This is a genomic window from Saccharopolyspora pogona (assembly GCF_014697215.1).
Lineage (GTDB): Bacteria > Actinomycetota > Actinomycetes > Mycobacteriales > Pseudonocardiaceae > Saccharopolyspora > Saccharopolyspora hattusasensis.
The window spans coordinates 2755729-2779614 of sequence record NZ_CP031142.1 but is presented as its reverse complement, the minus strand read 5'-3'; the positions used below and the strand labels follow the sequence as shown (position 1 = coordinate 2779614).

Annotated in this window: 24 protein-coding genes and 1 pseudogene; 11 read left to right on the top strand and 14 right to left on the bottom strand. The window is 65.8% G+C overall.

Annotation, left to right across the window (positions count from 1 at the left end):
- Positions 1 to 68 precede the first annotated feature (68 nt).
- The 5 genes from DL519_RS48620 (at position 69) to DL519_RS12755 (ending at position 5356) form a co-directional block, all read left to right on the top strand.
- Positions 69 to 1397: a reverse transcriptase domain-containing protein gene (locus tag DL519_RS48620; RefSeq protein WP_263399634.1), complete on the top strand. Its 1329-nt coding sequence runs from the start codon at positions 69 to 71 to the stop codon at positions 1395 to 1397.
- A 395-nt stretch (positions 1398 to 1792) separates the two neighbouring features.
- A complete protein-coding gene (locus tag DL519_RS49915) occupies positions 1793 to 2032 on the top strand; it encodes a DUF5372 family protein (RefSeq protein WP_190813994.1) in 240 nt (79 codons plus the stop codon).
- A gap of 29 nt (positions 2033 to 2061) precedes the next feature.
- On the top strand, positions 2062 to 2412 hold the full coding sequence (locus DL519_RS12765) for a DUF6788 family protein (RefSeq protein ID WP_190813996.1): 351 nt from the start codon (positions 2062 to 2064) through the stop codon (positions 2410 to 2412).
- Positions 2413 to 2518: 106 nt separating this feature from the next.
- On the top strand, positions 2519 to 4573 hold the full coding sequence (locus tag DL519_RS12760) for a recombinase family protein (protein ID WP_223838882.1): 2055 nt from the start codon (positions 2519 to 2521) through the stop codon (positions 4571 to 4573).
- Positions 4574 to 4585: 12 nt separating this feature from the next.
- Entirely contained in the window at positions 4586 to 5356 is a 771-nt protein-coding gene (locus DL519_RS12755; protein ID WP_190823946.1) for a reverse transcriptase domain-containing protein, read from the top strand.
- Here the strand turns inward: DL519_RS12755 and DL519_RS12750 are convergent.
- The gene (locus DL519_RS12750; protein ID WP_190814932.1) at positions 5324 to 6658 is read right to left on the bottom strand and encodes an ISAs1 family transposase; all 1335 of its coding nucleotides are present in this window, start codon (positions 6656 to 6658) and stop codon (positions 5324 to 5326) included. The genes DL519_RS12755 and DL519_RS12750 overlap by 33 nt on opposite strands.
- 48 nt (positions 6659 to 6706) lie before the next feature.
- Here DL519_RS12750 and DL519_RS12745 point away from each other — a divergent pair, with 48 nt between their 5' ends.
- Both DL519_RS12745 and DL519_RS12740 read left to right on the top strand, forming a co-directional pair.
- Complete coding sequence (locus DL519_RS12745) at positions 6707 to 7201, top strand: group II intron maturase-specific domain-containing protein (protein ID WP_223838880.1); 495 nt, start codon at positions 6707 to 6709, stop codon at positions 7199 to 7201.
- Between the two features lie 81 nt (positions 7202 to 7282).
- Positions 7283 to 7438 carry a hypothetical protein gene (locus tag DL519_RS12740; RefSeq protein ID WP_190824614.1) on the top strand — a complete coding sequence of 52 codons (156 nt, stop codon included), beginning with the start codon at positions 7283 to 7285 and terminating at the stop codon, positions 7436 to 7438.
- Positions 7439 to 7497: 59 nt separating this feature from the next.
- On the opposite strand, the pseudogene DL519_RS12735 reads toward DL519_RS12740, so the two are convergent.
- The 5 genes and pseudogenes from DL519_RS12735 to DL519_RS12715 all read right to left on the bottom strand — a co-directional run bounded on the left by DL519_RS12735 (position 7498) and on the right by DL519_RS12715 (position 13032).
- A pseudogene (locus tag DL519_RS12735) lies at positions 7498 to 8980 on the bottom strand (aldehyde dehydrogenase family protein).
- Entirely contained in the window at positions 8967 to 10577 is a 1611-nt protein-coding gene (locus tag DL519_RS12730) for an AMP-binding protein (protein WP_190814930.1), read from the bottom strand. Before DL519_RS12730 ends, DL519_RS12735 begins: the two are co-directional and overlap by 14 nt.
- Position 10578: 1 nt before the next feature.
- On the bottom strand, positions 10579 to 10998 hold the full coding sequence (kal, locus tag DL519_RS12725; protein WP_190814928.1) for a 3-aminobutyryl-CoA ammonia lyase: 420 nt from the start codon (positions 10996 to 10998) through the stop codon (positions 10579 to 10581).
- On the bottom strand, positions 10995 to 11981 hold the full coding sequence (locus DL519_RS12720) for a zinc-binding dehydrogenase (RefSeq protein WP_223838878.1): 987 nt from the start codon (positions 11979 to 11981) through the stop codon (positions 10995 to 10997). Before DL519_RS12720 ends, kal begins: the two co-directional genes overlap by 4 nt.
- A 10-nt stretch (positions 11982 to 11991) precedes the next feature.
- On the bottom strand, positions 11992 to 13032 hold the full coding sequence (locus tag DL519_RS12715) for an IS630 family transposase (protein WP_190814926.1): 1041 nt from the start codon (positions 13030 to 13032) through the stop codon (positions 11992 to 11994).
- 58 nt (positions 13033 to 13090) lie between these two features.
- Between DL519_RS12715 and DL519_RS12710 the strand changes: the two genes are divergently transcribed.
- Both DL519_RS12710 and DL519_RS12705 read left to right on the top strand, forming a co-directional pair.
- Positions 13091 to 13231, top strand: a complete 141-nt coding sequence (locus DL519_RS12710) for a hypothetical protein (protein WP_190814924.1) — start codon at positions 13091 to 13093, stop codon at positions 13229 to 13231.
- A 128-nt stretch (positions 13232 to 13359) separates the two neighbouring features.
- Positions 13360 to 13917, top strand: a complete 558-nt coding sequence (locus DL519_RS12705) for an IS630 family transposase (RefSeq protein ID WP_190814922.1) — start codon at positions 13360 to 13362, stop codon at positions 13915 to 13917.
- 94 nt (positions 13918 to 14011) lie between these two features.
- On the opposite strand, the gene DL519_RS12700 is transcribed toward DL519_RS12705, so the two are convergent.
- Both DL519_RS12700 and DL519_RS12695 read right to left on the bottom strand, forming a co-directional pair.
- A complete protein-coding gene (locus DL519_RS12700) occupies positions 14012 to 14518 on the bottom strand; it encodes a DUF309 domain-containing protein (protein WP_223838876.1) in 507 nt (168 codons plus the stop codon).
- A 40-nt stretch (positions 14519 to 14558) separates the two neighbouring features.
- Complete coding sequence (locus DL519_RS12695; protein WP_190814919.1) at positions 14559 to 14960, bottom strand: hypothetical protein; 402 nt, start codon at positions 14958 to 14960, stop codon at positions 14559 to 14561.
- A gap of 410 nt (positions 14961 to 15370) precedes the next feature.
- On the opposite strand from DL519_RS12695, the gene DL519_RS12690 reads away from it, so the two are divergent.
- Entirely contained in the window at positions 15371 to 15622 is a 252-nt protein-coding gene (locus DL519_RS12690; RefSeq protein WP_190814917.1) for a hypothetical protein, read from the top strand.
- 2338 nt (positions 15623 to 17960) lie between these two features.
- Here the strand turns inward: DL519_RS12690 and DL519_RS12685 are convergent.
- Genes DL519_RS12685 through dapA form a run of 3 tightly spaced genes read right to left on the bottom strand, consistent with a single transcriptional unit; the run spans position 17961 to position 20277 of the window.
- Positions 17961 to 18620, bottom strand: coding sequence for a flavin reductase family protein (locus tag DL519_RS12685; protein ID WP_190814915.1), 660 nt, complete (start codon positions 18618 to 18620; stop codon positions 17961 to 17963).
- Positions 18617 to 19372 (bottom strand): RraA family protein, encoded by a 756-nt coding sequence (locus DL519_RS12680; protein ID WP_190814913.1) that lies wholly within the window; start codon positions 19370 to 19372, stop codon positions 18617 to 18619. Before DL519_RS12680 ends, DL519_RS12685 begins: the two co-directional genes overlap by 4 nt.
- Positions 19369 to 20277: a 4-hydroxy-tetrahydrodipicolinate synthase gene (gene dapA / locus DL519_RS12675; RefSeq protein WP_190814911.1), complete on the bottom strand. Its 909-nt coding sequence runs from the start codon at positions 20275 to 20277 to the stop codon at positions 19369 to 19371. The genes DL519_RS12680 and dapA overlap by 4 nt, the downstream gene beginning before the upstream one ends.
- A gap of 44 nt (positions 20278 to 20321) precedes the next feature.
- On the opposite strand from dapA, the gene DL519_RS12670 reads away from it, so the two are divergent.
- A complete protein-coding gene (locus tag DL519_RS12670; RefSeq protein ID WP_190814909.1) occupies positions 20322 to 21242 on the top strand; it encodes a LysR substrate-binding domain-containing protein in 921 nt (306 codons plus the stop codon).
- On the opposite strand, the gene DL519_RS12665 is transcribed toward DL519_RS12670, so the two are convergent.
- The 3 genes from DL519_RS12665 to DL519_RS12655 are packed head-to-tail and all read right to left on the bottom strand — an operon-like array spanning position 21229 to position 23846.
- Entirely contained in the window at positions 21229 to 22566 is a 1338-nt protein-coding gene (locus tag DL519_RS12665) for an MFS transporter (RefSeq protein WP_190814907.1), read from the bottom strand. The genes DL519_RS12670 and DL519_RS12665 overlap by 14 nt on opposite strands.
- Complete coding sequence (locus DL519_RS12660) at positions 22553 to 23446, bottom strand: amidohydrolase family protein (protein WP_190814905.1); 894 nt, start codon at positions 23444 to 23446, stop codon at positions 22553 to 22555. The genes DL519_RS12665 and DL519_RS12660 overlap by 14 nt, the downstream gene beginning before the upstream one ends.
- A complete protein-coding gene (locus DL519_RS12655) occupies positions 23439 to 23846 on the bottom strand; it encodes a RidA family protein (protein ID WP_190814903.1) in 408 nt (135 codons plus the stop codon). The genes DL519_RS12660 and DL519_RS12655 overlap by 8 nt, the downstream gene beginning before the upstream one ends.
- Positions 23847 to 23886: the final 40 nt, after the last annotated feature.

Here is a 23886-nt window from a genome sequence, read left to right as displayed (position 1 = left end):
CCGAGACCCGTGCGTCGGGTCTGGATTCCCAAGCCCGGCAAGGCGGAGAAGCGCCCGCTGGGTATTCCATGCTGGATCGGGCACTTCAAGCACTGGCGAAGCTGGCCCTGGACCCCGAGTGGGAAGCCAGGTTTGAGCCGAACAGCTACGGTTTCCGCCCGGCCCGTTCAGCGCATGATGCAATTGCGGCGATCTTCGATGCGACCTGTAAGAAGGACAAGTACGTCCTAGATGCAGACATCGCCGGATGCTTCGACAACATCGCGCATGAACCACTCCTGGCCAAACTCGCCACGTTCCCCCAGTTGCGTCGTCTGATCAAGGGATGGCTCACCGCCGGGGTCATGGAGGGCAAGGCTCTGGAGGCTACCTGGCGGGGCAGCCCGCAAGGTGGGGTCATTTCACCGTTGCTGGCGTTGATCGCCCTGCACGGTCTGGAAACAGTGATCACCTCAGCGTTCGGCAGCCGAGACCGACCTCAGGTCGTGGTCTATGCCGACGACTTCGTGGTCCTGCATCCAACCCGTGCGGGGATCGAGAAGGCCCAGCACATCGCGGAGCAATGGCTGAACGGGATCGGGTTGCGGCTGAAAGCGGCCAAGACCAGGATCACTCACACCCGCCTCGCTCTCGATGGGCCAGCCGGTTTCGAGTTTCTGGGTTTCCACATCCGTCGCTACGTGACCAAGGAACATCGGCCAGGTAGCGACGGGCGGAAACAGCCCGTGATCAAGACGCTCATCAAACCCAGCAAGGACTCCGTCAAGCGGCATCATCGAGCCATGCGGGACATCGTCCGAACGCGGAAGACAGCGCCGCACGAGGCGCTGATCAGCGCACTCAACCCGGTGATCCGGGGTTGGTCGATGTATTACCGCACGGTGGTCGCCAAGAAGGTCTTCGCCTCCTGTGACTACCGGTTGTTCTCGACGTTGCTGCACTGGGCCGGCCGCCGTCACCCGAAGAAGAGCGCGGGCTGGGTATTCGCGAAATACTGGCGACGACGCGATCAAGGCCGTCTGGAATTCGCCACTCTGGACGGTCCGCGGCTCGCTGTCCACGCGGACATTCCCATCAAGCGCCACGTGAAGGTGCGCGGCCACGCCAGCCCTTATGACGGGAACCTGGTCTACTGGGCCAACAGGCTGCGTGACCACCCGCTGACGACGAGCAGGACGGCGATCCTGCTTCGTCGCCAGCGAGGGAAGTGCGCACACTGCCGACTGCTGTTCACCGATGCGGACACCATCACCATAAAACAGTTCGCCCCTCCCCAATGGAACGGGCTGACTGACCTCACGAGGATGCGTGCCCTGCATCAGCACTGCCGCGACAACACCAGCGACCAGACCAAACGAGTCGACATCGCCGAGGTATTCACGCCAAGAACCACATGATCGAGGAGCCGGATGAAGCGAAAGTTTCACGTCCGGTTCTGTAGGCGAGCCGCCCCCGCGAGGGGGCGGCTTAGCCAGCGCGGGAGAAGAACCTTCCCGTCGCTTCGGCGACCTGTTCAACCTCGTCTATGACCAGGCGTTTCTGGTGCATGCGTGGGAACGCGTCGCCTCCAACGCAGGGGCTCGGACTCCAGGGATCGACAAGGCCACAGTGGCCTGGATCGAGACCTGGTACGGGGTAGAGCCATTTCTGGAGCATATCCGTAATTCGTTGAAGTCGGGCGAATTTCGGCCGGTCGAAGTGCGACAGGTGATGATACCGAAAACGAGCGGAAAACTCCGCAAGCTGGGTATTCCGACGGAGGCGGCATACTGCCGCGTCGTCCAGTGCTGATTTGGGTTTTGTTGTTGTTACACATCCGTTTCATCCGCTGAGGGGGCAGCGGCTGGGGGTTCTCTACGTCAAGCGGCGGGCCGGGGACACGGTGTTCGTGTGTTCCGGCGGTGTCAGCGGGCAGATCACCGTCCCGCAGGCGTGGACCGATCGCGGTGAGCCGCCGCAAGAGCATCGGTTATCGGCGGCGGGTTTGGCCGCGCTGGTCGCGGTGACACGCGCGCTGGGAGTTGTTGATTGACATGGCTGATGCTGGCATCATCTTGTGTGATGAATCGACACAAGAACGATCTGTCGGGCTTGTCGACGCGGGCGTTGCTGGCACGCCGGCGGAGGCTGGTGGCTCGTCTGGGGGATGCGGAGCGGTTGCTGGCCGGGTCGCTGGTGGAGCAGACCCGGCGCTGCGGCAAGCCGGACTGCCGCTGCGCGGCCGGCGAGCCGCACGGCCCGTATGCGTATTTCGCGCCGAAAACCGCTGGCCGCGGGCGGTTGCGGTATGTGCCAGCGACGCTGGTGGAGGTGGTGCGCCGCTACCTGCACACCGGCGGCGAGGTGGAGGCGGCGGTGGCCGAGATTTCGGCCATCAATGCCGAGCTGCTGGCCCGGCGGGAGCTGCGATAGCCGATGACGACCGCCACACCGACCGCCGTGTTGACCTCGGCCTTTCGAGGCGAGGCGGTGGTGGTGCTGGCGAACATGACGGTGGCGGCGCTGCGCGGAGGTGGCGATGGTGAACGGCGACGGCAAGATCACCAGCGAACACCGCTCGCGCCAGGCGGTGGTCTATCTACGGCAGTCGTCGATGGCGCAGGTGCGGGAGCACACCGAGTCCACCACACGCCAGTACGGGCTGGTCGAGGAGGCGGTGCGGCTGGGATGGGCACGGGCCGAGGTGGTCGTGATCGACACCGATCTGGGGGTCTCGGGCCGGTGGGGCGTGGTCCGGGCCGGGTTCACCGAGCTGGTGGGCCGGGTGTGTTCCGGCGAGGTGGGAGCGATTTTCGGGATCGAGATCTCCCGGCTGGCCCGCTCGAATGCCGAGGTGGCCCGGCTGATGGAGTTCGCCGCGATCACCAAGACTCTGCTGATCGACGCCGACGGCAACTACGACCCCGGCGATGTCAACGACCGGATGCTGCTGGGCATGAAGAGCACCATCGGCGAGGTCGAGCTGCACGTGATGGCGCAGCGGCTGCACGCGGCCAAGAAAGCTGCTGCCGCCCGCGGCGAGCTGCGCACCCCGCTACCGGTCGGGTTGGTCTACGACGAGGCCGGCGACGTCGTGATCGACCCCGATGCCGAGGTCCAGGCCGCGATCCGTGACCTGTTCGCCGCGTTCGAGCAGACCGGCTCGGCCTACGGGGTGGTGGCCGCCTTCACCGAGCGGCGGTTCCCGCTGCGCGCCTACGGCGGGGTCTGGGCCGGGCAGCTGCGCTGGGGCAAGCTCACCCACGCCCGCGTGCTGGGTGTGCTGAAGAACCCCGGCTACGCCGGGGCCTACGTGCACGGCCGCTACACCTCCCGCCGCCGGGTCGACCCCGACGAAACGGTCCACACCGGACTGGTCGAGCGGCCGCGCGCCGAGTGGCCGGTGCTGATCAAAGACCACCACCCCGGCTACATCACCTGGGAGCAGTTTCTGCTCAACGAAGCAAAACTGGCGGCCAACCGCACCAACGCCGGGGCCCGCCCACCCCGCGAGGGTTCGGCGCTGTGTCAGGGCATCATCACCTGCGGGTCCTGCGGCAAGCCGATGCGCACCAACTACCACACCGACTCCAGGTCCTCCTACGAGTGTTCCTCCCGCGCGGACCGGCTCACCACCTCAACCTGCCGCTCCGTCGCATCATCCACAGTGGACGATGCGGTGGTCGGACAACTATTGGCAGCATTGAACCCCACCGAGGTCGCGCTCGCGCTCGCCGCCGCGGATCAGGTCACCGATCGGCACCAGCGGGTGAACCGGGCCGCCGAGCTCGCCGTCGAACGCGCCCGCTACGACGCCGACCGCGCCGAACGCGCATTCCACTCAGTGGAGCCGGAAAACCGGCTCGTCGCCCGCAGCCTCGAGGCCCGCTGGGAAGTCAAACTCGCCGCCCTGGCCGAGGCCGAACAGGCGCTGGCCGCCGCCACCGACACGCAGCCGCCCCTGCCTGGCCGGGCCGAGCTGGAGCAGCTGACTGCCGACCTGCCCGGGCTCTGGCACGCGCCCACCACCAGCAACAAGGATCGCAAACGGCTGCTGCGCACCCTCATCGCCGACATCACCCTGCTGCCCGAACCCGACCACGACAAGGTCGCCATCGGGATCCGCTGGCACACCGGCGCCACCGACGAACTGCGGGTGGCGCGCGCCGTTCACCCCGGTACCGCCAAACGCAGCCCCTCACCGGCAGTCGAGATGGTCACCCGGCTCGGCCCGACCACCCCCACCGCCGAGCTCGCCGACATCCTCAATGCCGCCGGACTCACCACCGGCCATGGGCGCCCGTTCGACATCAAAGCCGTCCAGTGGATCCGCCACGTCTACCACATCCCCGCCCCCGCGGCCTACGCCGAGGGCGAGATCAGCGTCGCCCAGGCCGCCGAACGGCTCGGCTGCAGCACCGGCGTCATCTACTACTGGATCGAAACCGGTCAGCTCCACGCGCACCGCGGCAGCGGCAACCGGCTCTGCATCCCCTGGAACGGCCAGGTCCAGCACGCCTGCAACCGCCGCATCGCCGCCTCCGGGCACCTCAACCCCGCCGCCCGCCGCAGCAAACCCCGAACCCGCCACTGAACAACACCCGAAATTGTCGGTACCCCCTGCCAAACTCACACCCAGAAACCCCGGCATCACAACAAATTTCAACCCGACCCCCCCACACCATCCAGAAATCCCTACACACGTCTGCAAAAGGAGCACTATGAAACCACCGTCCCAACCGTCGCCGACCGCGTGGTTCAGGCCAGCCTGAAAGCAGTGCTCGAACCCATCTTTGAGGCGGATTTCAAGCCGTGTTCATATGGGTTCCGGCCAAACCGGCGCGCACAGGATGCGATAGCCGAGATTCACATGTTCGGCACCAATAACTATCACTGGGTGCTAGAGGCCGACATTGAAGCCTGTTTCGATGAAATATCCCACACGGCTCTAATAGAACGCCTCCGAGCAAGAATCAAGGACAAGCGCATCTGCGCACTGGTGAAGGCGTTCCTGAAATCCGGAGTCATGGCAGTATCCGGAGATCGGGAAGAAACGCTGACCGGCACCCCGCAAGGCGGGATTCTATCACCGCTGCTCGCCAATATCGCACTGTCGGAAATGGACGAATACTTCGACCAGCAATGGCAGCAGGATATGGGCACTAAACGGCAGCGGGACAAGCGCAGAAGAAATGGCCACGGAATCTGGAGAATCATCCGGTTCGCGGATGACTTCGTCCTCATGGTATCGGGCGACCGGCACCATGCCGAGGCACTGCGCCACGAGGTGTCAGCCGTGCTCGCACCCATGGGACTGCGGCTGGCACCCAGGGCAAAGGCAAGATCACTGTGTGTTGCGCCCTGCAACTTGGAGTGACAGGAGGGGGAGTGTTCGTGTGCGGTCCCTGCTGATCCATTCGGTTGTCCGGCGGATGTCGTTGTGTCCAGTTATGCGAAGCATCGATATTGCGGTATTCCGTAATGTTGCCAGTATATGGGCACCGGTCCCGGTATAGATTTGTTGTGCGTCTTCGTGGTATGTCGTGTCACGGACGTGATGGCTTTTGTTTTCTATTCCCCAGTGGTCGCGGACTTGGTCGTGTAGGTCTTCGGCGGTGACTGTGGTGGTGTTCTGGCTGGTGATGATCCAGGCGCGCTCTTTGCTGACGAGTTCTCCGGAAAAAGTTGTTTCTTCTCGTTTGACGCAGGCTACGGAACGCGCGTGTGGGAAATCGATTCCGCCGGCGTCGGTAATCCAGGTAGTCCAGCGGCGTATCCGGCCGTGGGTGTCATCGACGACGACATGATGCGGTGTTTTCCGCAAGAGCGGAAGAACGCGGTCGAATACCTTTTCCTTAAGCACCGCTTGATTTCCCTTTACTGTCATGACGTAGTCGAATCCGCGTTCGCCGGCAATGTATTCGGCGGTCTCTCGCTGGGTGTGCGCGGCGTCCATGGTGACCACCACACGGCCGTCCACACCGCGGGAGACACCGTCGAGCAGGGCCGTGACCTGGGTGATCTCGTTGGTTCCCGGAGGAACGGCCACTTGGGCGACGGTGACACCATCGCAGTGGATCATCGCGGAGAACAGCGTGAACGACTCGTGATCCCCGATCCACGAACCGCGCAGCACTTTGCCGTCGATAGCCAGCCGCAACGTGCCGCCCGGGATAGGCCGGGCATGACGCAGCAGCCACGGCCCGATCAGTCCTTCCAGCTTCGCTACATCGACATCTTCCAGCGCGCGCCGGATCGTGGACGTATCCGGGACACGGAAAAAGCCGCGGAACCAGCACCATCGTCCACCTATTTTCCGCAGTAACGACGCCGGCAGATCGGCGACCTGGTCGGCGATCTGCCGGAAATCCGACGCGCCCGCCAGCACAGCGATCAACGACGCCGCGAGAATGAACGCCAAACTATACACGCGGCCCTTCCGCTTACGGCGATCCGGCACCTTGCCGAGCAACTTCATCAGTTCCGCCAGATCGGCATCGTCACCGCCGGCGCTACCCGGAAACGACGCCCATGACGAGCCATGAGAAAATGACAACGGATGGCCTTCTTCTGGAGTTTGGTTATTTCGCAATCTCCATGATCCCAGAAGGAGGCCATCCTCCATTTCCCGGCCCAGCACGCCAACCCGGCCGGCAACCCTACGAGCTGAGTTGATCACTCAGCGCGATCTTGCCTTAGCCCTGGGCTGGCACCAGAGAAAACCCGCGTGGTCCACATCGACGAGGGCTTCGACTTCCTCGGCTTCCACATTCGCAGGCAGCGGAAGAGGGGAACGAGCAAGCACTACATCTATACCAAGCCGTCCAAGAAGGCCATCCAGTCGGTCAAGGACAAGGTATCGATGAAGACCTACAGGTCGACCCGCCACATGAAGCTGGACGAGCTGATCACCAGCTTGAACCGGCTACTGGCGGGATGGGCAAACTACCATCGGTACGGAGTATCCAAAGCGATCTTCAGCGCGGTCGATAACCACGCGTGGCATCGGCTGATGCGCTGGATACGTCGCAAGTACGCGGGCAAGAACCCGCTATCGATGAAGGAACTCCGCCGTCGCTTCTGCGACCAGGGATGGAGATTCGCCCACAACGGGGTCGCGTTTACCGGCGCATCCAGCGTCGCAGTGTCCCGCTACCGCTACCGCGGCAGCAAGATCCCGACCCCATGGACCCCGACTCTGACAGCCGACATCAGCGGCTGACCAGCGGGTAAGGCACGTGGAGAGCCCGGTATGTGGAGACACATACGCCGGGTTCGGGAGGGGGCCCCGGGAAACGGGTCGATGGCAACGCCGACACCGCGCCCGCGGGCCTACCTCACGAACAACGTCAGCGTCGACTGGAACCAGGTCAAGGACACGGTTGCGCCGTGGTGGCAGGAGAATCCGAAGGAGGCTTACTCGTCCGGGCTGTCGAACCTCGCGACGGCGCTAATCTAGGCGTGGTTACACGCGCTCACGCGGCACGGTGGCAACTGAGCCGGGGGAGGTGGTTCCGGTCAGATCGGAAGTCCGGGATCGTCCACGCCGATGATTCGGCTGCCTTGGAAGAACCGCACCATGTCGAAGGGGCCGTGTCCGCCGATTCCGGCGTTGTTCCAGAAGGTCTGTTCGGAGCCGTCGGCCAAGTCCGCGAGTTTGCAGCCGTTGATGCGGATTTCGCCGGCCGGGATCCGGGCAGCGGTGTCCAGCGCGGCGTCGAGGTCGCTGCCGAACACGAAGCCGGCGAGCCCGGTCTCCGGTCCGCTGGCAGCCGCCAGGGCTTCCTCGACAGAGCCCACCGAGTGCACGGTCACGGCCGGGCCGAACAGTTCGAACTCTGACTTCTCGGCGGGGAGGCCGACGACGATGGTCGGGGGGAAGAACCAGCCGCCGAGCGCCGGGAGGGGTGCACTCGTCAGTGCCTTGCCGCCGTGCTGGACCAGGTCGTCAACGCGTTGCTGGAGGTGCGCCTGGTGCGCGGAGTAGGCGAGCGGACCGACGTCGGTGGTGTCGTCGAGGCAGTGTCCGATGTGGAGCTTTCCGAGCTGGCCCAGGAGCGCGTCCACCAGGTCGTCGTGCAGGTCCTCGGGCACGAGGATCTTGCCGGGGGCCTCGCACCACTGTCCGTTGAGCTTGGTCATGCCCTCTGCCAGCGCGGCCGCGGTTCCGGCGATATCGGCGTCGGGGCGGACCACAGCAGGGTTGTGTCCGCCCAGTTCGAGCTGGAGTGCGGTGAAATTCGGGGCTCGCTGCCGCGACGGCGCGGCCGCCCGTGCCACCGCCGGTGAATGTGACCGCCTTGACCCGCGGATCGGAGACGAGCTGCGATCCGACAGCGGCCGCGCCATGCACGAGCTGGAACGTCGCCGCAGGCAGGCCCAGCTCGTCGAGTGCGTCCGCGAGGATCTCGGCGACGATTTGGCACCCTCCTGGAGCCCACTCCGAGGGCTTGAGGATCACGGGACAGCCCGCAGCGAGGGCGCTCGCCAGCTTGGCAACGGAGACGAAGGTCGGTGCGTTCCAGGGTCCGATGACGACAGCGGGGCCGAGCGGCCGCCGCAACAACCGGACCTCCCGTCCTGCGGCCGGGAGCATGCTCGATTCACCGATTTCGAGGAGTTGGTCCCGCGCCGAGTTCACGCGCGGTGCGAGGGCCGAAGCCGTCTCCGTCGCGACGTGGAGCGGGTTGCCGGTGGACATCGCGTCTTCGTAGGCGATGTCGTCGATCCTGTCCGCGAGGCCGGCCGCAAGTGCGTCGAGCAGGCGCACCCTGTCCTCCAGCGGTGCGTTCGCCCATTTACCGCTGGTGTGGAGGTCCGTGGCCGCCGCCAGTGCTCGTTCGACGTTGTGGCTCGATGTGGCGAGCTGGGGCTGGCGGGTCTCGCCGGTGTTGGGGTCGTCCAGGGAACCGGTGAGCTTCTCGGCGGGCGCGGACCAGTGACCGCCGATCAGATCGACCTGTGCTCGGGGAGGACGTGTGTGATGTTCAGCCGAGGTCATGGCGTGCCCTTCCTGCGGTGTGCGGTCTGCTCCGGTCGTCCCAGGTGGTCGAGGTGAGGGGACGGGCGGCCAGAGACGAACGTTCGATCTTCTCGGTGGGGGTCTTGGGCAGCTCGGAGACGATCTCGACGTACCGGGGCACCATGTGACGGGGCAGCGTCCGCTCGCAATGCTCGACCACGTCCCGGGCAGTGAGGGGCATGTCGGCCTGGCGAACGACGAAGACCTTGATGTCGTCCTCCGACAGCTCGCTGGGGACGCCCACCGCCGCCGACTCCCGCACGGCGGGGTGGGCGTCGACCCCCGCTTCCACGTCGATCGCGGCGATGTTCTCGCCGCGCCGCCGGATGACTTCTTTGCTCCGGGTGACGAAGTAGAGGTTGCCCTTTTCGTCGAGCCTGCCGATATCGCCGGTGTGGAACCAGCCGTCGCGGAACGCCTTATCGGTGGCCTCCGGCATCGCGAAGTATTCGTTCATCACCAGGCCGGGCTCGTCGGAGCGGATCAGGATCTCGCCCTCCGTGCCCGCCGCCACCCGATTGCCCGCCGCGTCGGCGATTCGGACGTGGTATTCCGGAACGACCCGGCCGCATGAACCCGGCTGCCTGGCCTCGTCGAGCGGCTGGTAGGCCGGAACGCCCGCGTCGGTGAGTCCGTAGACCTCGACCAATCGGTGACCGAAGCGCTCCTCCCACCCCGGTTCGCACGCCGGCATCGGCACGCCCCATGCCAACCGGACCCGATGATCGCGGTCCCGGTCGCTCGGCGGCTGTTTCCACAGGATGTTGGCCGTCGCTCCCATGAAGTTGAAGACGGTGGCTCCGCAGGCGCGCACCTCGTCCCAGAACCGGGATGCGGAGAACCTCGTGCCCAGCGCAGCCGTGGCGCCTGTTGCGAGCGCAGCACCCACGGTCAGCGTTGCGGCATCGATGTGGAAGAGGGGAAACGGCGTGTAAAGCACGTCGTCCGAGCGGAAGCCGAGGTATTTGGCGTGAATCTGACCCTGCCGCACCAAGTAGTGGTGGGAGAGTACGCAAGCCTTGGGCACGCCGGTCGATCCGGAGGTGAACAGCATCGTGGCCGGTGCCAACCGGTCAATCGGGGGCGGCACCACAGGCCCCTCACCGTGCAGATCTGCGATGCTGCGATGGCGGCTGTTCTCGTCAGTGGTCGGCGATTCAGCGGGCTGGTGAGCGAAGAACGGCATCGCGGCGTCGACGACCTCATCCAGCACGGGGGCGAGCTCGGCGTCGGAGACCACTGCTGCAGGCCGCACGAGCTCCACGGCGCGGGCAAGCAAGCTGCCGGAAAGCGCGGTGTTGAGCGGAACGTTGACGGCGCCCACGCGGTTGAGAGCCAGCCAGATCAGCACGTGCTCGACGCTGTTGGCCATGAACAGCGCCACGCGGTCGCCAGGCTCGATTCCCGCCGCGCGCATCCCGGATGCGTATGACTCGACGCGGCTGCAGGCATCGGCGTAGTCCACAGTGGTCGTGGTGGATCGCAGAAAGGGCTGTCGGGGACGCTGTTCCGCGTGGTGGGCGAGCAGCTGCGGCCAACTCAAGTCTTGCGGAGGTGCCTGAAGCAGCGAGTCCATGTCACGAACCTGTACCCGGGACGAAGACGGTTCCTGTTGCGGACACGACCAGCACTGGTTCGTCGAGTACCCGGCCCGCGGAGGGGCCGTTCTCCGGTGCGGATCGAGCGAGTACATGAGCCGCGAACTTCACGGTCCTGCTCCGGTTGCCCACCCGGGCGACGGTGGCCGTCACCTCGAGCACGTCTCCGGCTCGCAGCGGTGCGTGGAAGGTGACCTCCGAGTACGAGGCGAACAAACCCTCGTCTCCGTCCAGGTGCAGGCACAGGTCAGTGGCGATGTCGCTGAACAGCCCCATGACGTAGCCGCCGTCCACCAGGTTGCCCGCGTAGTGGGCGCGGCTGAAGTCCACGTAGCGCCGATGGGCCAGGCGGGTGCCAACCGCGCTGGTGGTCTCGGCGCGAGTCAGTGTTCGGGTCATTTCTCCTCCTGGTTGAGACGAAGGATGATGCGGACCGCGGTCGGATCGGCCATGGCCGTGAAACCCTCGTTGATCTGGTCGAACGGCAGCTCGGCGGTGACCATGGAGTCGAGGTCCAGGCGGCCGGCGATGTAGTGGTCGGTGAACATCTCGACGTCGCTGAGGAACCGGTTCGCCCCCATGTAGGCGCCCTGGAGAACCCGGTCGCCGCACACCAGGGCGTCCGCCGGGATGCTGAGCCGCTCTCCTTCCGGCATCAATCCGAGAATGGTGGCCGTTCCGGTCGGCGTGAGGATGTTGAAGGCGAGCTCGGCTGTCTGCGGCCGGCCGACCGCTTCGATCGCGTGGTTGACCCCTCCGGGAAGGATTTCCCGCACTTCGTCTGCGGTCGCCCCCGCATCCCGGCCGGCCCGAACGACGTCGGTGGCGCCGAACTTGCGAGCGAGGTCGAGCTTGTCCGCGACCGCGTCGATAGCCACGATGCGCCGGGCTCCGGCGATCCGGGCGCCCTGGATGGCGGCGATGCCGATCCCGCCGCATCCGATCACGGCGACGGTGTCCTGGGGAGTGATCTGAGCACCGTGCACAGCAGCGCCGACTCCGGTGGTCACGCAGCAACCGAGGAGGCAGGCGGCGCTGGACGGAATCCTCGTGGAGACCTTCGCCAGGGATTCTTCGCCTACCAGGAACGCTTCGGCGAAGGCGCCGATGCTCCCGAGCGCTTCGACCGCGGTTCCGTCGTGCTTGATCAGCTTCGGCCGGTCCAGGCGACGCGTCTCGCTGACTCGCGCGCATTGAGTGGGACGCCCGCCCATGCAGAAGGCGCAGAGCCCGCAGGAAGGGGTGATGGTCGTGACAACGCGGTCGCCCTGGGCCACACGCGTGACGGCGCTTCCCACCCGCTCGACGACGCCGACCACTTCGTGCCCCAGAACGGCGGGCGTGCTGATGGACAGCGCCCCCTTTATTGATCCGGGTGGCAAATGTGTGATGTTAGGCGGCGTAGCGAACTTCGGGTTTGCCGAAGTAGGAGCGAACTCGGTCGGGCAGCTTCTGGAGCCGGTGGAGGAAGGAGCGGACCGCTTGTTTCAACTCGGCGCGGGTTTTGGGGGCTGTGCTGGTGGAAACGGTGCGTTTGAGGTCGGCATTGAGTATCTCGTCGGGGTTGAGTTCGGGGCTGTATCCCGGCAGGAAGTGCATCGCGATCGCCTCAGCGTGCTTGGTGATCCATTGCTGGATAGTCTTGCGGCGGTGGACGGGGTGTCCGTCAACGATCAGGTGGACCTTGCGGTCCAGATGGCGGGTCAGCCGGTCCAGGAACGACAGGAACACCTTGCCGTTGAACGAGCCGGTGTAGACGGTGAAGTACAGCTCGCCTTTGTTCCCGATCGCGCACATCGCTTTCACGCTGAATCGTTTGCCCGTTTTGCCCACCACCGGTGTCTGGCCCGCCGGTGCCCAGGTGCGGGCTACGGTGGCGTCGGAGCGGATCCCGGTCTGGTCCAGCCACAGGATCAGTGCGCCCTCGCGGCGGGCGCGGGCGGCGATGGCCAGGTAGTCCTCCTCCAGCCATCGGCGTACGGACTCGGGGTCCTGTTCGTAGGCCTTGCGGATCGGTTTCTGCGGCGACAATCCCCAGGAACGCAGGTAGTTGCCGACGGTGCGCAGGTTCAACACGATGCCGTGGCGCACCCGGATCAGCTCGGCCACTGTCTTGCGGGTCCACACCAGGCCGGTCAGCCCGAACGTGGCCGGGGTGTGCTCGGCCACCGCATACCGCAGCTTGCGCTGCCGGCGGGCACTCAACGCTTTCTGCTCGCCGGGCTTGCGACCCCGGCGACGCCCGGTGAGACCCTTCGAGCCACGTTTCCGCCACGCCTGCACCCATCTGGACACCGACTGCGGGGCCACCGCGAACACCCGGGCCGCCTCGACCTGACTCATCCCACCATGAACAGCAGCGACCACCCTGCGCCGCAAATCCTCCTGCGCCTCAGGCGACAACCTCCGCGCGTCCCGCACACCAGCGATCATGCCAGAACAACGAAGATCACACCTATAAGTTCCCGATCAATAAGTAGTGCAGGTCGCTGTGGCACAGCCCGACTCGGTCGGTGTGCACGACGACCTCGTGATCGAGCGGGTCGTCGAGGAGGACGTCGCGGATGCGAAGCGGTTCGCCGGGCTGCTCCAGCACGGCGGCTCTGATCGGTATGGGCATGAGCGCTCCTGACAGAAGGGTTACCCGCTGATCCGGATGCTCGAGCATCCCGGCGTTATGCGCGGTGGTCCCATGCTCCGCAGACGTGCTTGGGGCGACAACGTGCGTCGCGCCCTCTGTGGCCGTGTCGTATGTGCACCGTGAACACTGACCTCAGGTTCGCCCGCGCTGCCATGATCCTGTGGCTGGACCAGACCGGGATCCGCTCCGACGCCGCCGTCGGCGCCACCTGGGCCCCGGCGGGTAAGACCCCGGTGGTCGGCAAGACCGGCAAGCGGTTCAGCGTGAACGCCATGTGCGCCATCGGCAACAAGGGCGAGCTGTACTTCACCGTCTACACCGGGTCGTTCAACGCCGGCGTGTTCATCCCTTTCCTGGACCGACTGGTCGACCATCTGGGCCGCAAGCTCCACCTGATCGTCGACGGACACCCCGTCCACCGCCGCAAGACCGTCCAGCAATGGATCGCCCGCAACGCCGAGGCGATCGAGATGCACTTCCTGCCCGGATACAGCCCCGAGCTGAACCCCGGCGAGATCCTCAATGCCGATCTCAAACGCGCCGTTTCCACCAACGCAGCCCCGCAAACCCCTGCCGAGCTGGAACACGCAGTCCGTTCCTTCCTCCACCGAATCCAGAAGCTGCCCGACCTGATCCGCTCCTACTTCGGCAAACCCGAGGTCCGCTACGCCGCTTAAATTTAACATCACATGTTTGCCATTCGGATCAATAACTGCAGCCTTGACCGTGCCGCGAAACGGACAGAGATCTCCGGTGGAGTCGCTGTTCTACTCAGCCGGTGGTGGTGCGTAGCGGTGGGGACAGCTGCTGGTCTGCGATCCCTGGCGGACCGTCTCGTTCGATCCGGTCGCATAGGTCGGCGACAGCACGGATGAGGTGGTCCGCGGCCACGCCATGCGGGGGATGCTCGGCGTAGGGCTGGAGGTGCTCGCCTGCCCGGTGCAGCAGTGCCACCGCCCCGACGGGGTTGCCCCGCCTGACGTGAGTGAGGCCGACCGCGAGTTGAGCGAGACCCTTCCACAGCATGCGCTCGCCTGCGGGGCTGTTCTTCCAGGCGGCCTCGAGCACTTCGTGCGCGTGGAACGGTCGGCCCTCATCGAGCAGCCGCTGAGCCAGCTCCAGGCTCTCCTGCGGAGTGAGGACGAGCTCCTCATCGATGCGCTCAACCCCGGGGCTGCCGTACGGCAGCGGACGCCCGAGCCCGTCCCGAGGGCGGGCATTACGGGCGCGGCCCTGCGGATCCCGGTCGCGGTGACGCACGACCGCATTGTGCCTCACCACCGGCCCTTGCCCCGGGGCGCGTTCACGCCAGGGTCTTCTACCTCTCATCCAGTACGAGCCAGGGCATGTTCTCCGGTTCCTTGCGCCCGGGCAGGTAACCATTGAGCAGCACAGGCACCCACGCCGCCACCGGCACACCGAGCTCGACGGAAACCTGCTCCAGCACCTCCGCCTGAACAGGCGAAGGCCGGATCCGAATCTGCACCGGCCCCGCCCCCAGGTAGCGCACTTGCCCGTCCGACTCCGCAAACGGCGACGCCTGACGCACCCGAGCGGTGCGCAGCAACTCGGCAAGATCTCCGCGGAGGTCCTCGAGGGCCGCGAACACCACCGACGTCGTGGTCCAGCCAGCGCGCTGTTCCCGGTAGCCGTCCAGACGCGCCTGCAAAGCGTCCGAGACGAATACCGTCCTAGGCTCGCCGCCGATGGGAATGCTCATCCATCGGGTTCTACCAGAGGCTCGGATGCGCGTCACAGGCCTGCTGCGGGCCGGCACCGGCTCCATCCGAGGCGAATCGATGCAAGAACCCATTAGCCACACCTGGCCCTCCTGGGCCGCCTAACAACTTACGGAGCCCTCATGTGTATCTCCACCTGGAACCGTCGCATCGCGATCACCGGAAGCTGTCCCGCGCTGGTAATGGCGATCGGCGCGCCGATCGCGTCCGCGCAGCAGGCCCCGGCACCGACGCCGTAGCCCCGATCACGCTGAGTCCCGAGGAATCCGCGCAGGTGTGCAACGAGATGTTCCCAAGCTGCAGCAGCGCGCCGATCACCCCGTCCAGGGCTCCGCCGAGCTCAGGCAACGGTCAGTGTGTTGATGATCGCAGCGGTGGGTAGGACGTGGTCATGACCAAGGAGAAGAAGACCAGCAAGATCGTGACTGATCCAGACCAAGCTCTTGCCCGGGCGCGGGCAGCCGCCGAACAGATCAAACCGAAGGATGAGGCACTGTACTGGGCGACGATGGCTCAAGCCCTGCTCTTGAGCGAGATGCGCGACATGATTCGCGAGACACGCACTCACCAAGGCGGGAGTGTGGAACTACCCGAACAAGCACCGCCACGAGAAACAGCCAAGGTCACCGTCGTCGAGAAGTAGCACGGCGTGGTGTCGCTGAGGTGCCCAGCTGCTGCGGGTCCTCATCCGATGCCCACCACCTACTTCCGCATCCTGAATCACCGCGAACTGACGGTACGCCGACATGAAATCGTCGGTGCTTCCAAGGTGGTGCAACCAACGGTGCACTCAGATCACCGGTTCCCGACGTAGTCTCGTGCCTCAACATCGTCCTGACACCCATACGGATCACGGCGTTCGAGGCCGGCGAAGAATCGCAGCATCCGGCCTGGTCCGTCACCCGTTCACTCTGGCCGTAATGCCGCAGCACGCGTCGCGAGCGCGCCGTCAGAAGGCCGTCGGTCCTGAGTTTGAGCGCCAACCAACCGTTCCTGCAACGACGCTCCTAGGCAGCACTGCCGGGGCATCGGCCGCCGACAGCAGTGCACCCACTCGATGCTTGGCTTTTGCGGGGTTCTCTCCGCAGAGGCATCACCGCCCGCCTGCCTTGGCACCCGCACCGTGATCATGTGGGTGTCTCGGCATCGCTGGTCGATAGTGGATCCAGCAAAGATCAGCAGTCGCCCCCATTAATGGGAGCCACGAAGCCGGGCCAGCCTCCTTGAGCCTCGACCTCGCTTACCGGCACCGGTCGTTTCAGCTGCCCGGGCAGCCGGGATGGCGTCCTCGGGTGGGAACGTCTTCTCGGCCGGCCGAGCGCCTTCGCCAGTCGATGCTTCGGCTTCTTCGGGGGTTTGTTCCCCGCCGAGAGGACGTTCCTCTGGTTCCTTCGACGAACGCACCAGACGGTAAGCGACGTACGCCATGGCAGCCGCTGCTGCGCTCCCTGCTGCCACCATGCCCGTGCGCCGCAAAAGCACCATCCTCCGCTCGTGGGCCTTCGACCGGCGGGTAGACCTGCGCTTGCCGTGACGCCTCGACGCACGAGCTCCGAACACGTCCTGGACGACCTTGCGAAGGAGGCGCAATGCGATCTTGGCCATGCCCCAGAAGTGCAGCAAATAGCCGAGTAGCGTGGCCAAATAGGCCTTGATCTTTATCATGTCTCGAGCTCCCAATCACCGATGTCACCACATGCACTAGCGGTTACAGTCCAGTCTTCAGGCGCAGGTAGCGGGACGCCATTCGCGAGACGGTTGATCGCCACATCTGTCAGCGAAATAAGGTCGCTCATACGAACTGATTATGAGCCCCTGTTCCACCTTCAAACATCGCTCAATCTAGTCCTAGTTAGGCCCACCAAAGCCTCATGCCAGGGCGGGTGTGACCGAGCCATGCGCCGGCCATGCGCCTGGCGGCCCGCCAGTCAAACCTCGGGGTTCTGCCCGCCGAGCAGGGGTGGACCGATGAGACCGAGCAGTGGTTCCGCCGTGCAACCCAAGCAGGGCGGAACAGCTAGCTCGGCACTGCGGTGTGCTGGAGTCGCGAATATTTTCGCCAGCAGATCGCCAAAATGGGTGTTAGGGAACACCGCGCGACGCCTCCTCCTCTCAAGCAGCAAAGCGACGGCGCAAGATCTCGCTCACGGAGAGTCGCAGGCGGGCCATGGTTATGTGGACCGTCCGCTGATCGTCCGGCCAGGGCCAGCGTGAGATCGTCTGCCATCGCGGTCGTGGTTGCGGCAGTCGCGGACGCCAGCGACTACCTTCAAGATCACTACATGCGCCGGGCATAGGGCTCGTCCCTGCGCGGCAGGGCCATTGTTTATGGCCCTCGTCGAGGCCCTGCGAACCACGATGGGACACGCTCCACGAAGGTCGTCGTCGCAGCTCAGCGCGATCAGCTACACTCCAGCACAGTACGATCTGGAAACGACAAGTTCCGCAACCAGTAACGCATTCGCCGCCTGTCAGCGCAGCCATTTTTCGGTGCGTGGCTCGCCCAGCCGGTCGCATCGTTGTCGGGCCGCTAGGCGTGAAGCTTCGGCGTACCGAGAGCGCGATGAACAACTCTACCGTCGCGGTTCCGCGGCAGCGCTTGGTGATTAGGCGGGGCCGTCGGCGGTCGGCGGTCGGCGCTCCGGGGGGGGGCGTGATCAAAACCAGCTGGTTGCGGTTTCCTTTCTCGTGACCATCTCTCGCTGCGCGAGCAGCCTCAGATCGGCCATGGCGGTGGCCATCGGCAGGTCGATGTTGGCCACGTGCGTTCCGAGCCGCGTACCGGTTTGTGCGCGATGACAAAGTTGCTCGGCGTACCTTCCGCGCCGGCTCGTCCCGTCAACGGCTTGCGGGCCTGCTCGTGTCGGTATCGCAGGGACCCATTCCATGGGCATGATCTTCGCCCCGGAACCGCCGATGGAGGCGGTGGTCGGCCTCTGGAGCCAACCATCTCCGGTGGGATCGGGCGGTTCCGGGGCCGTTCACTGGGTGGGTGGTCGTCGTGGTGGTGGGGCTGCCTCGGCCATGATGGATTTCGGTGTTTGTTCGATGGCGGTTATCGTGGTGACGGTGCCGAGGCCGGCATAGTTGGGTCCGCCGAGGCGGGCGATGGGTGCCAGCTCCGTGGTGTTGATCTTGCCGTTGCGGAGGAGGCCCTCGCGCATGTGAAAGGCGACGACCTCACCGACGATGAATTCCGCTCCGGTATGGCCGTATGCGGTGACCGAGTGCAGCCTGCATTCGAGCGCGATCGCGGCGCACGTCAATCTGGGCACGGTGACCAGTTCGGAGTCGGTGGTCTCGAGTCCGAGCACCTTGATTTCGCTCGTGGTGGGCGGGTGTTCGATCGCACTCAGGTGGACCGCCTCGATCATCGATTCGTCGGGGATGTGCACGACGTACTCGCCTCGATCGTGGATGTTGCGCCCGGTGTCTTTGCGTTGTCCGGCTTTGCGCCCGACGTTGATCCCGAGCATCGGTGGGGAGTTGGAGACGAAGGTGAAGCAGCTGAACGGGGCCAGGTTCACGACGCCGTCGGCCGACAATGTGCTTACCCATGCGATCGGGCGCGGCACGACGACGCCGGTGAGCAGGCGGTAGGTTTGCTCGGGTGTCAGCGAGCCGGGGAGGACCGTGGTCATCGGCGCGGCTCCATGTCCCTGTTGTTCCCGTCTGCTGTCGCGCGGTACTCGGCCAGCAGTTCGGCGGAGGCCGGGTACAGGCCGCGCAACGACGCACCTGCACGCACCTTCTCGCCGATGAACCGCTCGAGCCCTTCCTGGTCTGCGGCGTCGGCGGCTACGGTCTCGGCGTACTCCCTCGGCACCACGATGACTCCGTCGTCGTCGCCGACTAGGACGTCGCCTGGGTAGACGGCGACGTCGCCGCAGCCGATCGGCACGTCCTGTTCGAGCACGCGCAGGTATGCCCTGCTGACGTTGGCGGTGGCCCCGGCCGAGTAGCACGGCAGCCCGGTCTCAGCGAGGCCCGCAACGTCGCGCAAGCCGGCGTCGGTGACGAGGCCGCAGGCGCCTCGCACCCGTAGCCGCTCGGCAAGGATGTCCCCGCCGGTGGCGGTGCGCGCTTGCCCGTGCCCGTCCACGACGAGAACGGCTCCAGCTGGGGTTGACTCGATCGCGTCGAACAGCGACAACCCTGCGGTGGGGCGGGTGCCGGGCAGCAGGCCGTCGAGGTCCTCCCGCGAGGGGATCGTCCGCAGTGTCCACGCGGCGCCGACCATGCGCTGCCCGGGACGCAGCGGGTGCACCCCCGCGAGGAATTGATCGCGCAGGCCTCGTTTCAGCAGTTGGCTGGCCACCGTCGCCGTGCTCACGGTGGCGAACAAACCCGCGACTTCGGCAGGTAACGGGGTCCAGTTCGTCGTGGTCGTCATCGGGCGTCCTCCAGCAGGCCCCAGGATTCGGCTGCCGTGCGAACTTTTCGCCTGCCCGCTTCCGACAGCGGTACGAGCGGGGCACGCAGCGTCGGCCCGATCGTCCCGGCCTCGGACATCAGCCACTTGACCGCGGTCGGATTGGTCTCGGTCAGTACCACGTCATTGAGGTCGAGCAGCCGGAAGTGCAGGTCGCGTGCCTCGTCCCATTCACCTTCGGCGACGGCGTCGTAGAGCCGGGCGATCTCTTGGGGCACGAGGTTCGCGGTGACGCTGATGAAGCCGGCTCCGCCGATGGCCAGCAGCGGGAAGCACAGCGCCTCGAGGCCGGAGAACAGCAGGAACTCCGGTCCGGTCTCGCGGAGCACGAAGTTCGCGTGGGCGAAGTCCGGGCTCGCCTCTTTCATGCCGACGATGTTCGGTACCTCGCGCCACAGCCGTCCCACCGTCTCCGGCGCGATCTCCACGCCGGTGCGGGACGGGATGTTGTAGATCAGGATCGGGATGTCGACGGCGGCTGCGAGGTCGCTGTACCACGCGTAGAGACCGTCCTGGGTGGGCCGGGCGTAGTACGGCACGATGACGAGTGCTGCGTCGGCGCCTGCGTCGGCGGCTCGCCTGGTGATCGTGATGGTGTCCGGGAGCTGGTGGGTCCCGGTGCCGGGTACGAACGGCAGCCTGCCGTCCAGGGCTTCGGAAGCCGCGTCGATCATCCGGAGGCGTTCATCGAGGGTCAGCGCGCCGGGCTCGCCGGTCGTGCCGGTGACGGAGACGCCGTGGCTCCCGGCGTCGACGTGGTGTTCGATCAGGCGGCCGAGCGTGGGCAGATCCAGTGCGCCGTCCGTGTCGAACGGTGTCACCAGCGGGGCGATCGATCCGCGCAGGCGGGTCGTCACATCAGCCATGAGGTGTTCCTCTCCGAAGTGGCGGGGGTCTATACGATCGCGGCATGGACGTGGACGTCGCGGTGCTGCGGTCTTTCGTCGTACTGGCGGAGGAATTGCACTTCGCGCGTGCGGCCGTGCGCCTGCACATCGAGCAGCCCGCGCTCAGTCAGCGGATCAAGCGGCTCGAGCGGCGGATTGGCGTCCAGTTGTTCGTCCGCGACAGTCGCAATGTGTGTCTGACCCCGGCGGGGCAGGAGTTCGCCGTTGAGGTCGGCGATGTGCTGCACCGACTCGACGCGGCGATCGGGCGTGCGGTTCGGACCGCCGAAGGCACGCGTGGCACGATGCGGATCGCCTACACCCTCAGCGTCGGTTACGAAGCGCTGCCGGTGCTGCTCGGGCAGGTCGAACGGACGCTGCCCGACGTCACCATCGAGGCCGTCGAACTGTGGGAGGCGGACGTGCTGGCCGGCGTTGTGCGCCGGGCCTGGGACGGGGGATTCCTCCGTTACCACCCGGATCATCCGGAAGTGACGTCGCTGCTGATGCGACACGAGTCGCTGGTCGTCGCCATGCCGGACACCCACCCACTGTCCGGGCGGAACGAGGTGCGGCTGGCCGAATTGCGCGACGAGCACTTCGTCACCACGCCCACCGAACTCGCACCTGGGTACCAGGCGCTGCTCGATGAAGTCTTCGACGCCGCCGGATTCGTACCGCATACGGTGCGCAACACCGTACCTGGAAACCGGATCATGGCTCTGCAGCGCCAGAAGAACGCCGTGGCCCTGCTTCCGGCTTCGGCGGGGCTGACCCATCCCATGGGAATCGCCTTTGTCCCGGTCGTGGACGACTTCGCGCACCTGCCTGTGTGGCTCGTTCACCGGCACGACGCGGCGCCCCCTATGGTGTTCCTGGCCGAGACACTCCAGCTCGCGGCGCGTGACCAGGGTTGGCTCGTGCCTACAGTCAGATCTCGTTGAGGGCACCACGCGTCTCCCGTGCTCGTAGTGCCAGGGCCAGAAAGATCACGGAGAGGACCACGCTGATCACGATCAGCGTTGGGATGATCGCGGAGGCGTTCACACTGACCGCAGTCACCACAGTGGGCAGCATGCCGCTCAATCCGTAACCCACGTTCCAGGAGAACGCGGTCGCCGTGGACCTGATCTCCGTGGGGAAGAGCTCGTTGACGAAGATGATCAGCGGTGCGCTGATCGCTCCCGAGACCATCACCATGGCCGCGCCGCACACCAGGAGCAGCCAGTCTGCGGGCCTGGTCGACATCACGAAGTACATCGCTGGGATCAGCACCAGGCTGGCCACGCCGGAGACGAGGAAGACCTTCCTACGTCCCACGCGTTGGCTGAGGTGCCCGCACGCCACGGCGACCGCCGCGGAACCGACGACGTTGACGATGAGGAACAGGCTGGCGGAGTCCTGCGACATCATCAGTACCTGCTTGTAGACCGTGGGCAGGATGCCGGTGGTGAGGTAGTAGGGGGCCGAGGCGGTGAACACGATGGTGGCGCTGGCCAGCGTGACGGCACGCCAGCGACGGCTGAAAAGCGCGCGGCCGGGCCGGACGCGCGACACGGCGGAGGCGCGTACGACGTGGCGAGCGAGCCACGTGGGCGACTCTTCGACCCTGCGCAGGACGAGATAGTTGATCAGCGAGCCAGCCAGCGCGATGACGAAGAGCACGCGCCAGCCCCAGTTCGCGAACCCCGCCTGGCCCAGCACTGCGACGACGACGATGACTTGCAGGTTGATCACCACGACGGCCAGGCTCGCGCCACCACCTTTGATCAGTCCCGCCGCCATGCCACGCCAGCGCTCGGGGAGCGTCTCCGTTGCGAGCGTGTGGGTCGAGGCCGTGATACCTCCGACGAACAGCCCTTGCACGATGCGCAGGGCGACGAGCAGCACCGGTGCAGCTACACCGATCGAGGCCACGCCCGGAAGCACGCCCATGAGGGCTGTCGAGACGCCGGCGCCGAGAACGGACAGGACCATCGCCGGCCTGCGCCCGGTCCGATCGGCGAACGAGCCGAACGCCAGTGCGCCGAGCGGGCGGACGATGAGGCTGACCGCGAACGCGGCGTACGTGGCGGTGAGCCCGACCAACGAACCGGCCTCGGCGGGGAAGAAGGCCGCCGACACGTAGGACGCGACGTGCAGGATCACCAGCAGGTCGTACATGTCAACGGTCCAGCCCAGCACGGCCGCGCTGAGGGCCTTCCGGTGTGTCCGCGTCAGTCGGTCGGAACGCGGCAGCTGCGCCGTAGCCACGTCAGGCTCGCTCATCGTGCTCACCGCCAGGAAAGCCGAAGAGTCGCTGCGGGTTGGTGACAAGGATCTGGTGGCGGAGCGCCGGGTCCGGCGCGTAGCGAGCTAGCAAGTCTAGCAATTCGCCGTCGTTCGGCACCGGTCCCGGATGCAGCGGATGGGGCCAGTCGGTGGCCCACAGAATTCGCTCGGGCGCTCGCTCGACGTAGGCACGCGCGTAAGCCGTCGCGTCGTCCCATGGGTACCCGGCGACCGACCGGCGGTCGCCGTTGGACAGCATCACCCACCAGTTGCCGCGCCCGAGAAGTTCCAGCACATGCCGGAAATGCGGGTCATCGAGCCCGTGGCGGTACTGCAACGGTCCCATGTGGTCGACCACGACGTCAGCCTCGACATCTGCGAGCAGCGGGGTGATCTCCCGCGGGTCAACGCCGTTCATGTGGAGCTTGAGGTGCCATCCCAGCGGCACCACCCGCTCGGCGGTCCGCCGCACCTGCTCCGGCGTGGGGAGGGCGTTCTTCAACTTCGGGTGGAAGTTGAAGCGCGCGCCGCGGACGCCGGCCTCGTGCATCCTTCCCAACTGCTCGTCGTCGACCGAGTCGTCGACGACACCGCAGCCCCGGTAGGCGGGCCCAGCGATCCGCAGAGCCTCGATCAGCGCACCGTGGTCGGTGCCGTAGGCGGTCGACTGCACGATGACGCCGCGGTCGATCCCGAGGGTCTTGTGCATGCGCAGCATTTCCTCCACGGTCGCCTGGTATACGACATAGGCCGCATCTGGCTTGGTGGGGAACCGTTCCGGATGGCCGAAGATGTGCACTTGGCTGTCGCACGCCAGAGGCGGAGACGGCAACTGAGGTTCACGCGGCTGCGCGTCGAACAGGGCGTAGTCAGGCATCCCCTCCTCCGTCTCCCGCAACCAGCGCGAGAACCTCGCACTGAACAAGAATGTGCGGGCGGGTGGTCCCGATACTCAACTGGCGAGCGGGCCGGGAGAACGGATCGGGGAACAAGGCGCACCACAGCCTGTTCAGCTCGTCCCGGTCCTCCGGCGACGAAATCCGGACCGAAAACTTGAGTACGTCGTCGAGCGATCCCCCGGCAGCGGCGAGAATCGCCGCGACCCGGTCGAACATCGCGGCGACCTGGTCGCCGAACCTCGCCGGGAAATCGCCCGGGTCGCTTCCTCTGCCACCGCCGTGCACGGCACCGGTGGTGACTAGGCCACCGAGCTGGCAAGCCGCTGGAATCGGGTTCTCATGCGAGAAGCCATCGACATAGATGCTTCGCCTGTTCACTACACGGACTCCTTCGTCCGAGGCGGATCAGAACACAGCC

What these genes read in the sequence shown, in the direction of transcription:
- DL519_RS12665 (WP_190814907.1), bottom strand. Translation starts at nt 22,566, where the DNA reads ATGAGCGAGCCTGACGTGGCTACGGCGCAGCTGCCGCGTTCCGACCGA.
- DL519_RS12695 (WP_190814919.1), bottom strand. Translation starts at nt 14,960, where the DNA reads ATGAGCATTCCCATCGGCGGCGAGCCTAGGACGGTATTCGTCTCGGAC.
- DL519_RS12660 (WP_190814905.1), bottom strand. Translation starts at nt 23,446, where the DNA reads ATGCCTGACTACGCCCTGTTCGACGCGCAGCCGCGTGAACCTCAGTTG.
- DL519_RS12760 (WP_223838882.1), top strand. Translation starts at nt 2,519, where the DNA reads ATGGTGAACGGCGACGGCAAGATCACCAGCGAACACCGCTCGCGCCAG.
- dapA (WP_190814911.1), bottom strand. Translation starts at nt 20,277, where the DNA reads ATGGCTGATGTGACGACCCGCCTGCGCGGATCGATCGCCCCGCTGGTG.
- kal (WP_190814928.1), bottom strand. Translation starts at nt 10,998, where the DNA reads ATGACCCGAACACTGACTCGCGCCGAGACCACCAGCGCGGTTGGCACC.
- DL519_RS12765 (WP_190813996.1), top strand. Translation starts at nt 2,062, where the DNA reads ATGAATCGACACAAGAACGATCTGTCGGGCTTGTCGACGCGGGCGTTG.
- DL519_RS12680 (WP_190814913.1), bottom strand. Translation starts at nt 19,372, where the DNA reads ATGACGACCACGACGAACTGGACCCCGTTACCTGCCGAAGTCGCGGGT.
- DL519_RS12740 (WP_190824614.1), top strand. Translation starts at nt 7,283, where the DNA reads ATGGCAACGCCGACACCGCGCCCGCGGGCCTACCTCACGAACAACGTC.
- DL519_RS12685 (WP_190814915.1), bottom strand. Translation starts at nt 18,620, where the DNA reads ATGACCACGGTCCTCCCCGGCTCGCTGACACCCGAGCAAACCTACCGC.
- DL519_RS12670 (WP_190814909.1), top strand. Translation starts at nt 20,322, where the DNA reads ATGGACGTGGACGTCGCGGTGCTGCGGTCTTTCGTCGTACTGGCGGAG.
- DL519_RS12730 (WP_190814930.1), bottom strand. Translation starts at nt 10,577, where the DNA reads ATGGACTCGCTGCTTCAGGCACCTCCGCAAGACTTGAGTTGGCCGCAG.
- DL519_RS48620 (WP_263399634.1), top strand. Translation starts at nt 69, where the DNA reads ATGCTGGATCGGGCACTTCAAGCACTGGCGAAGCTGGCCCTGGACCCC.
- DL519_RS12690 (WP_190814917.1), top strand. Translation starts at nt 15,371, where the DNA reads ATGACCAAGGAGAAGAAGACCAGCAAGATCGTGACTGATCCAGACCAA.
- DL519_RS12715 (WP_190814926.1), bottom strand. Translation starts at nt 13,032, where the DNA reads ATGATCGCTGGTGTGCGGGACGCGCGGAGGTTGTCGCCTGAGGCGCAG.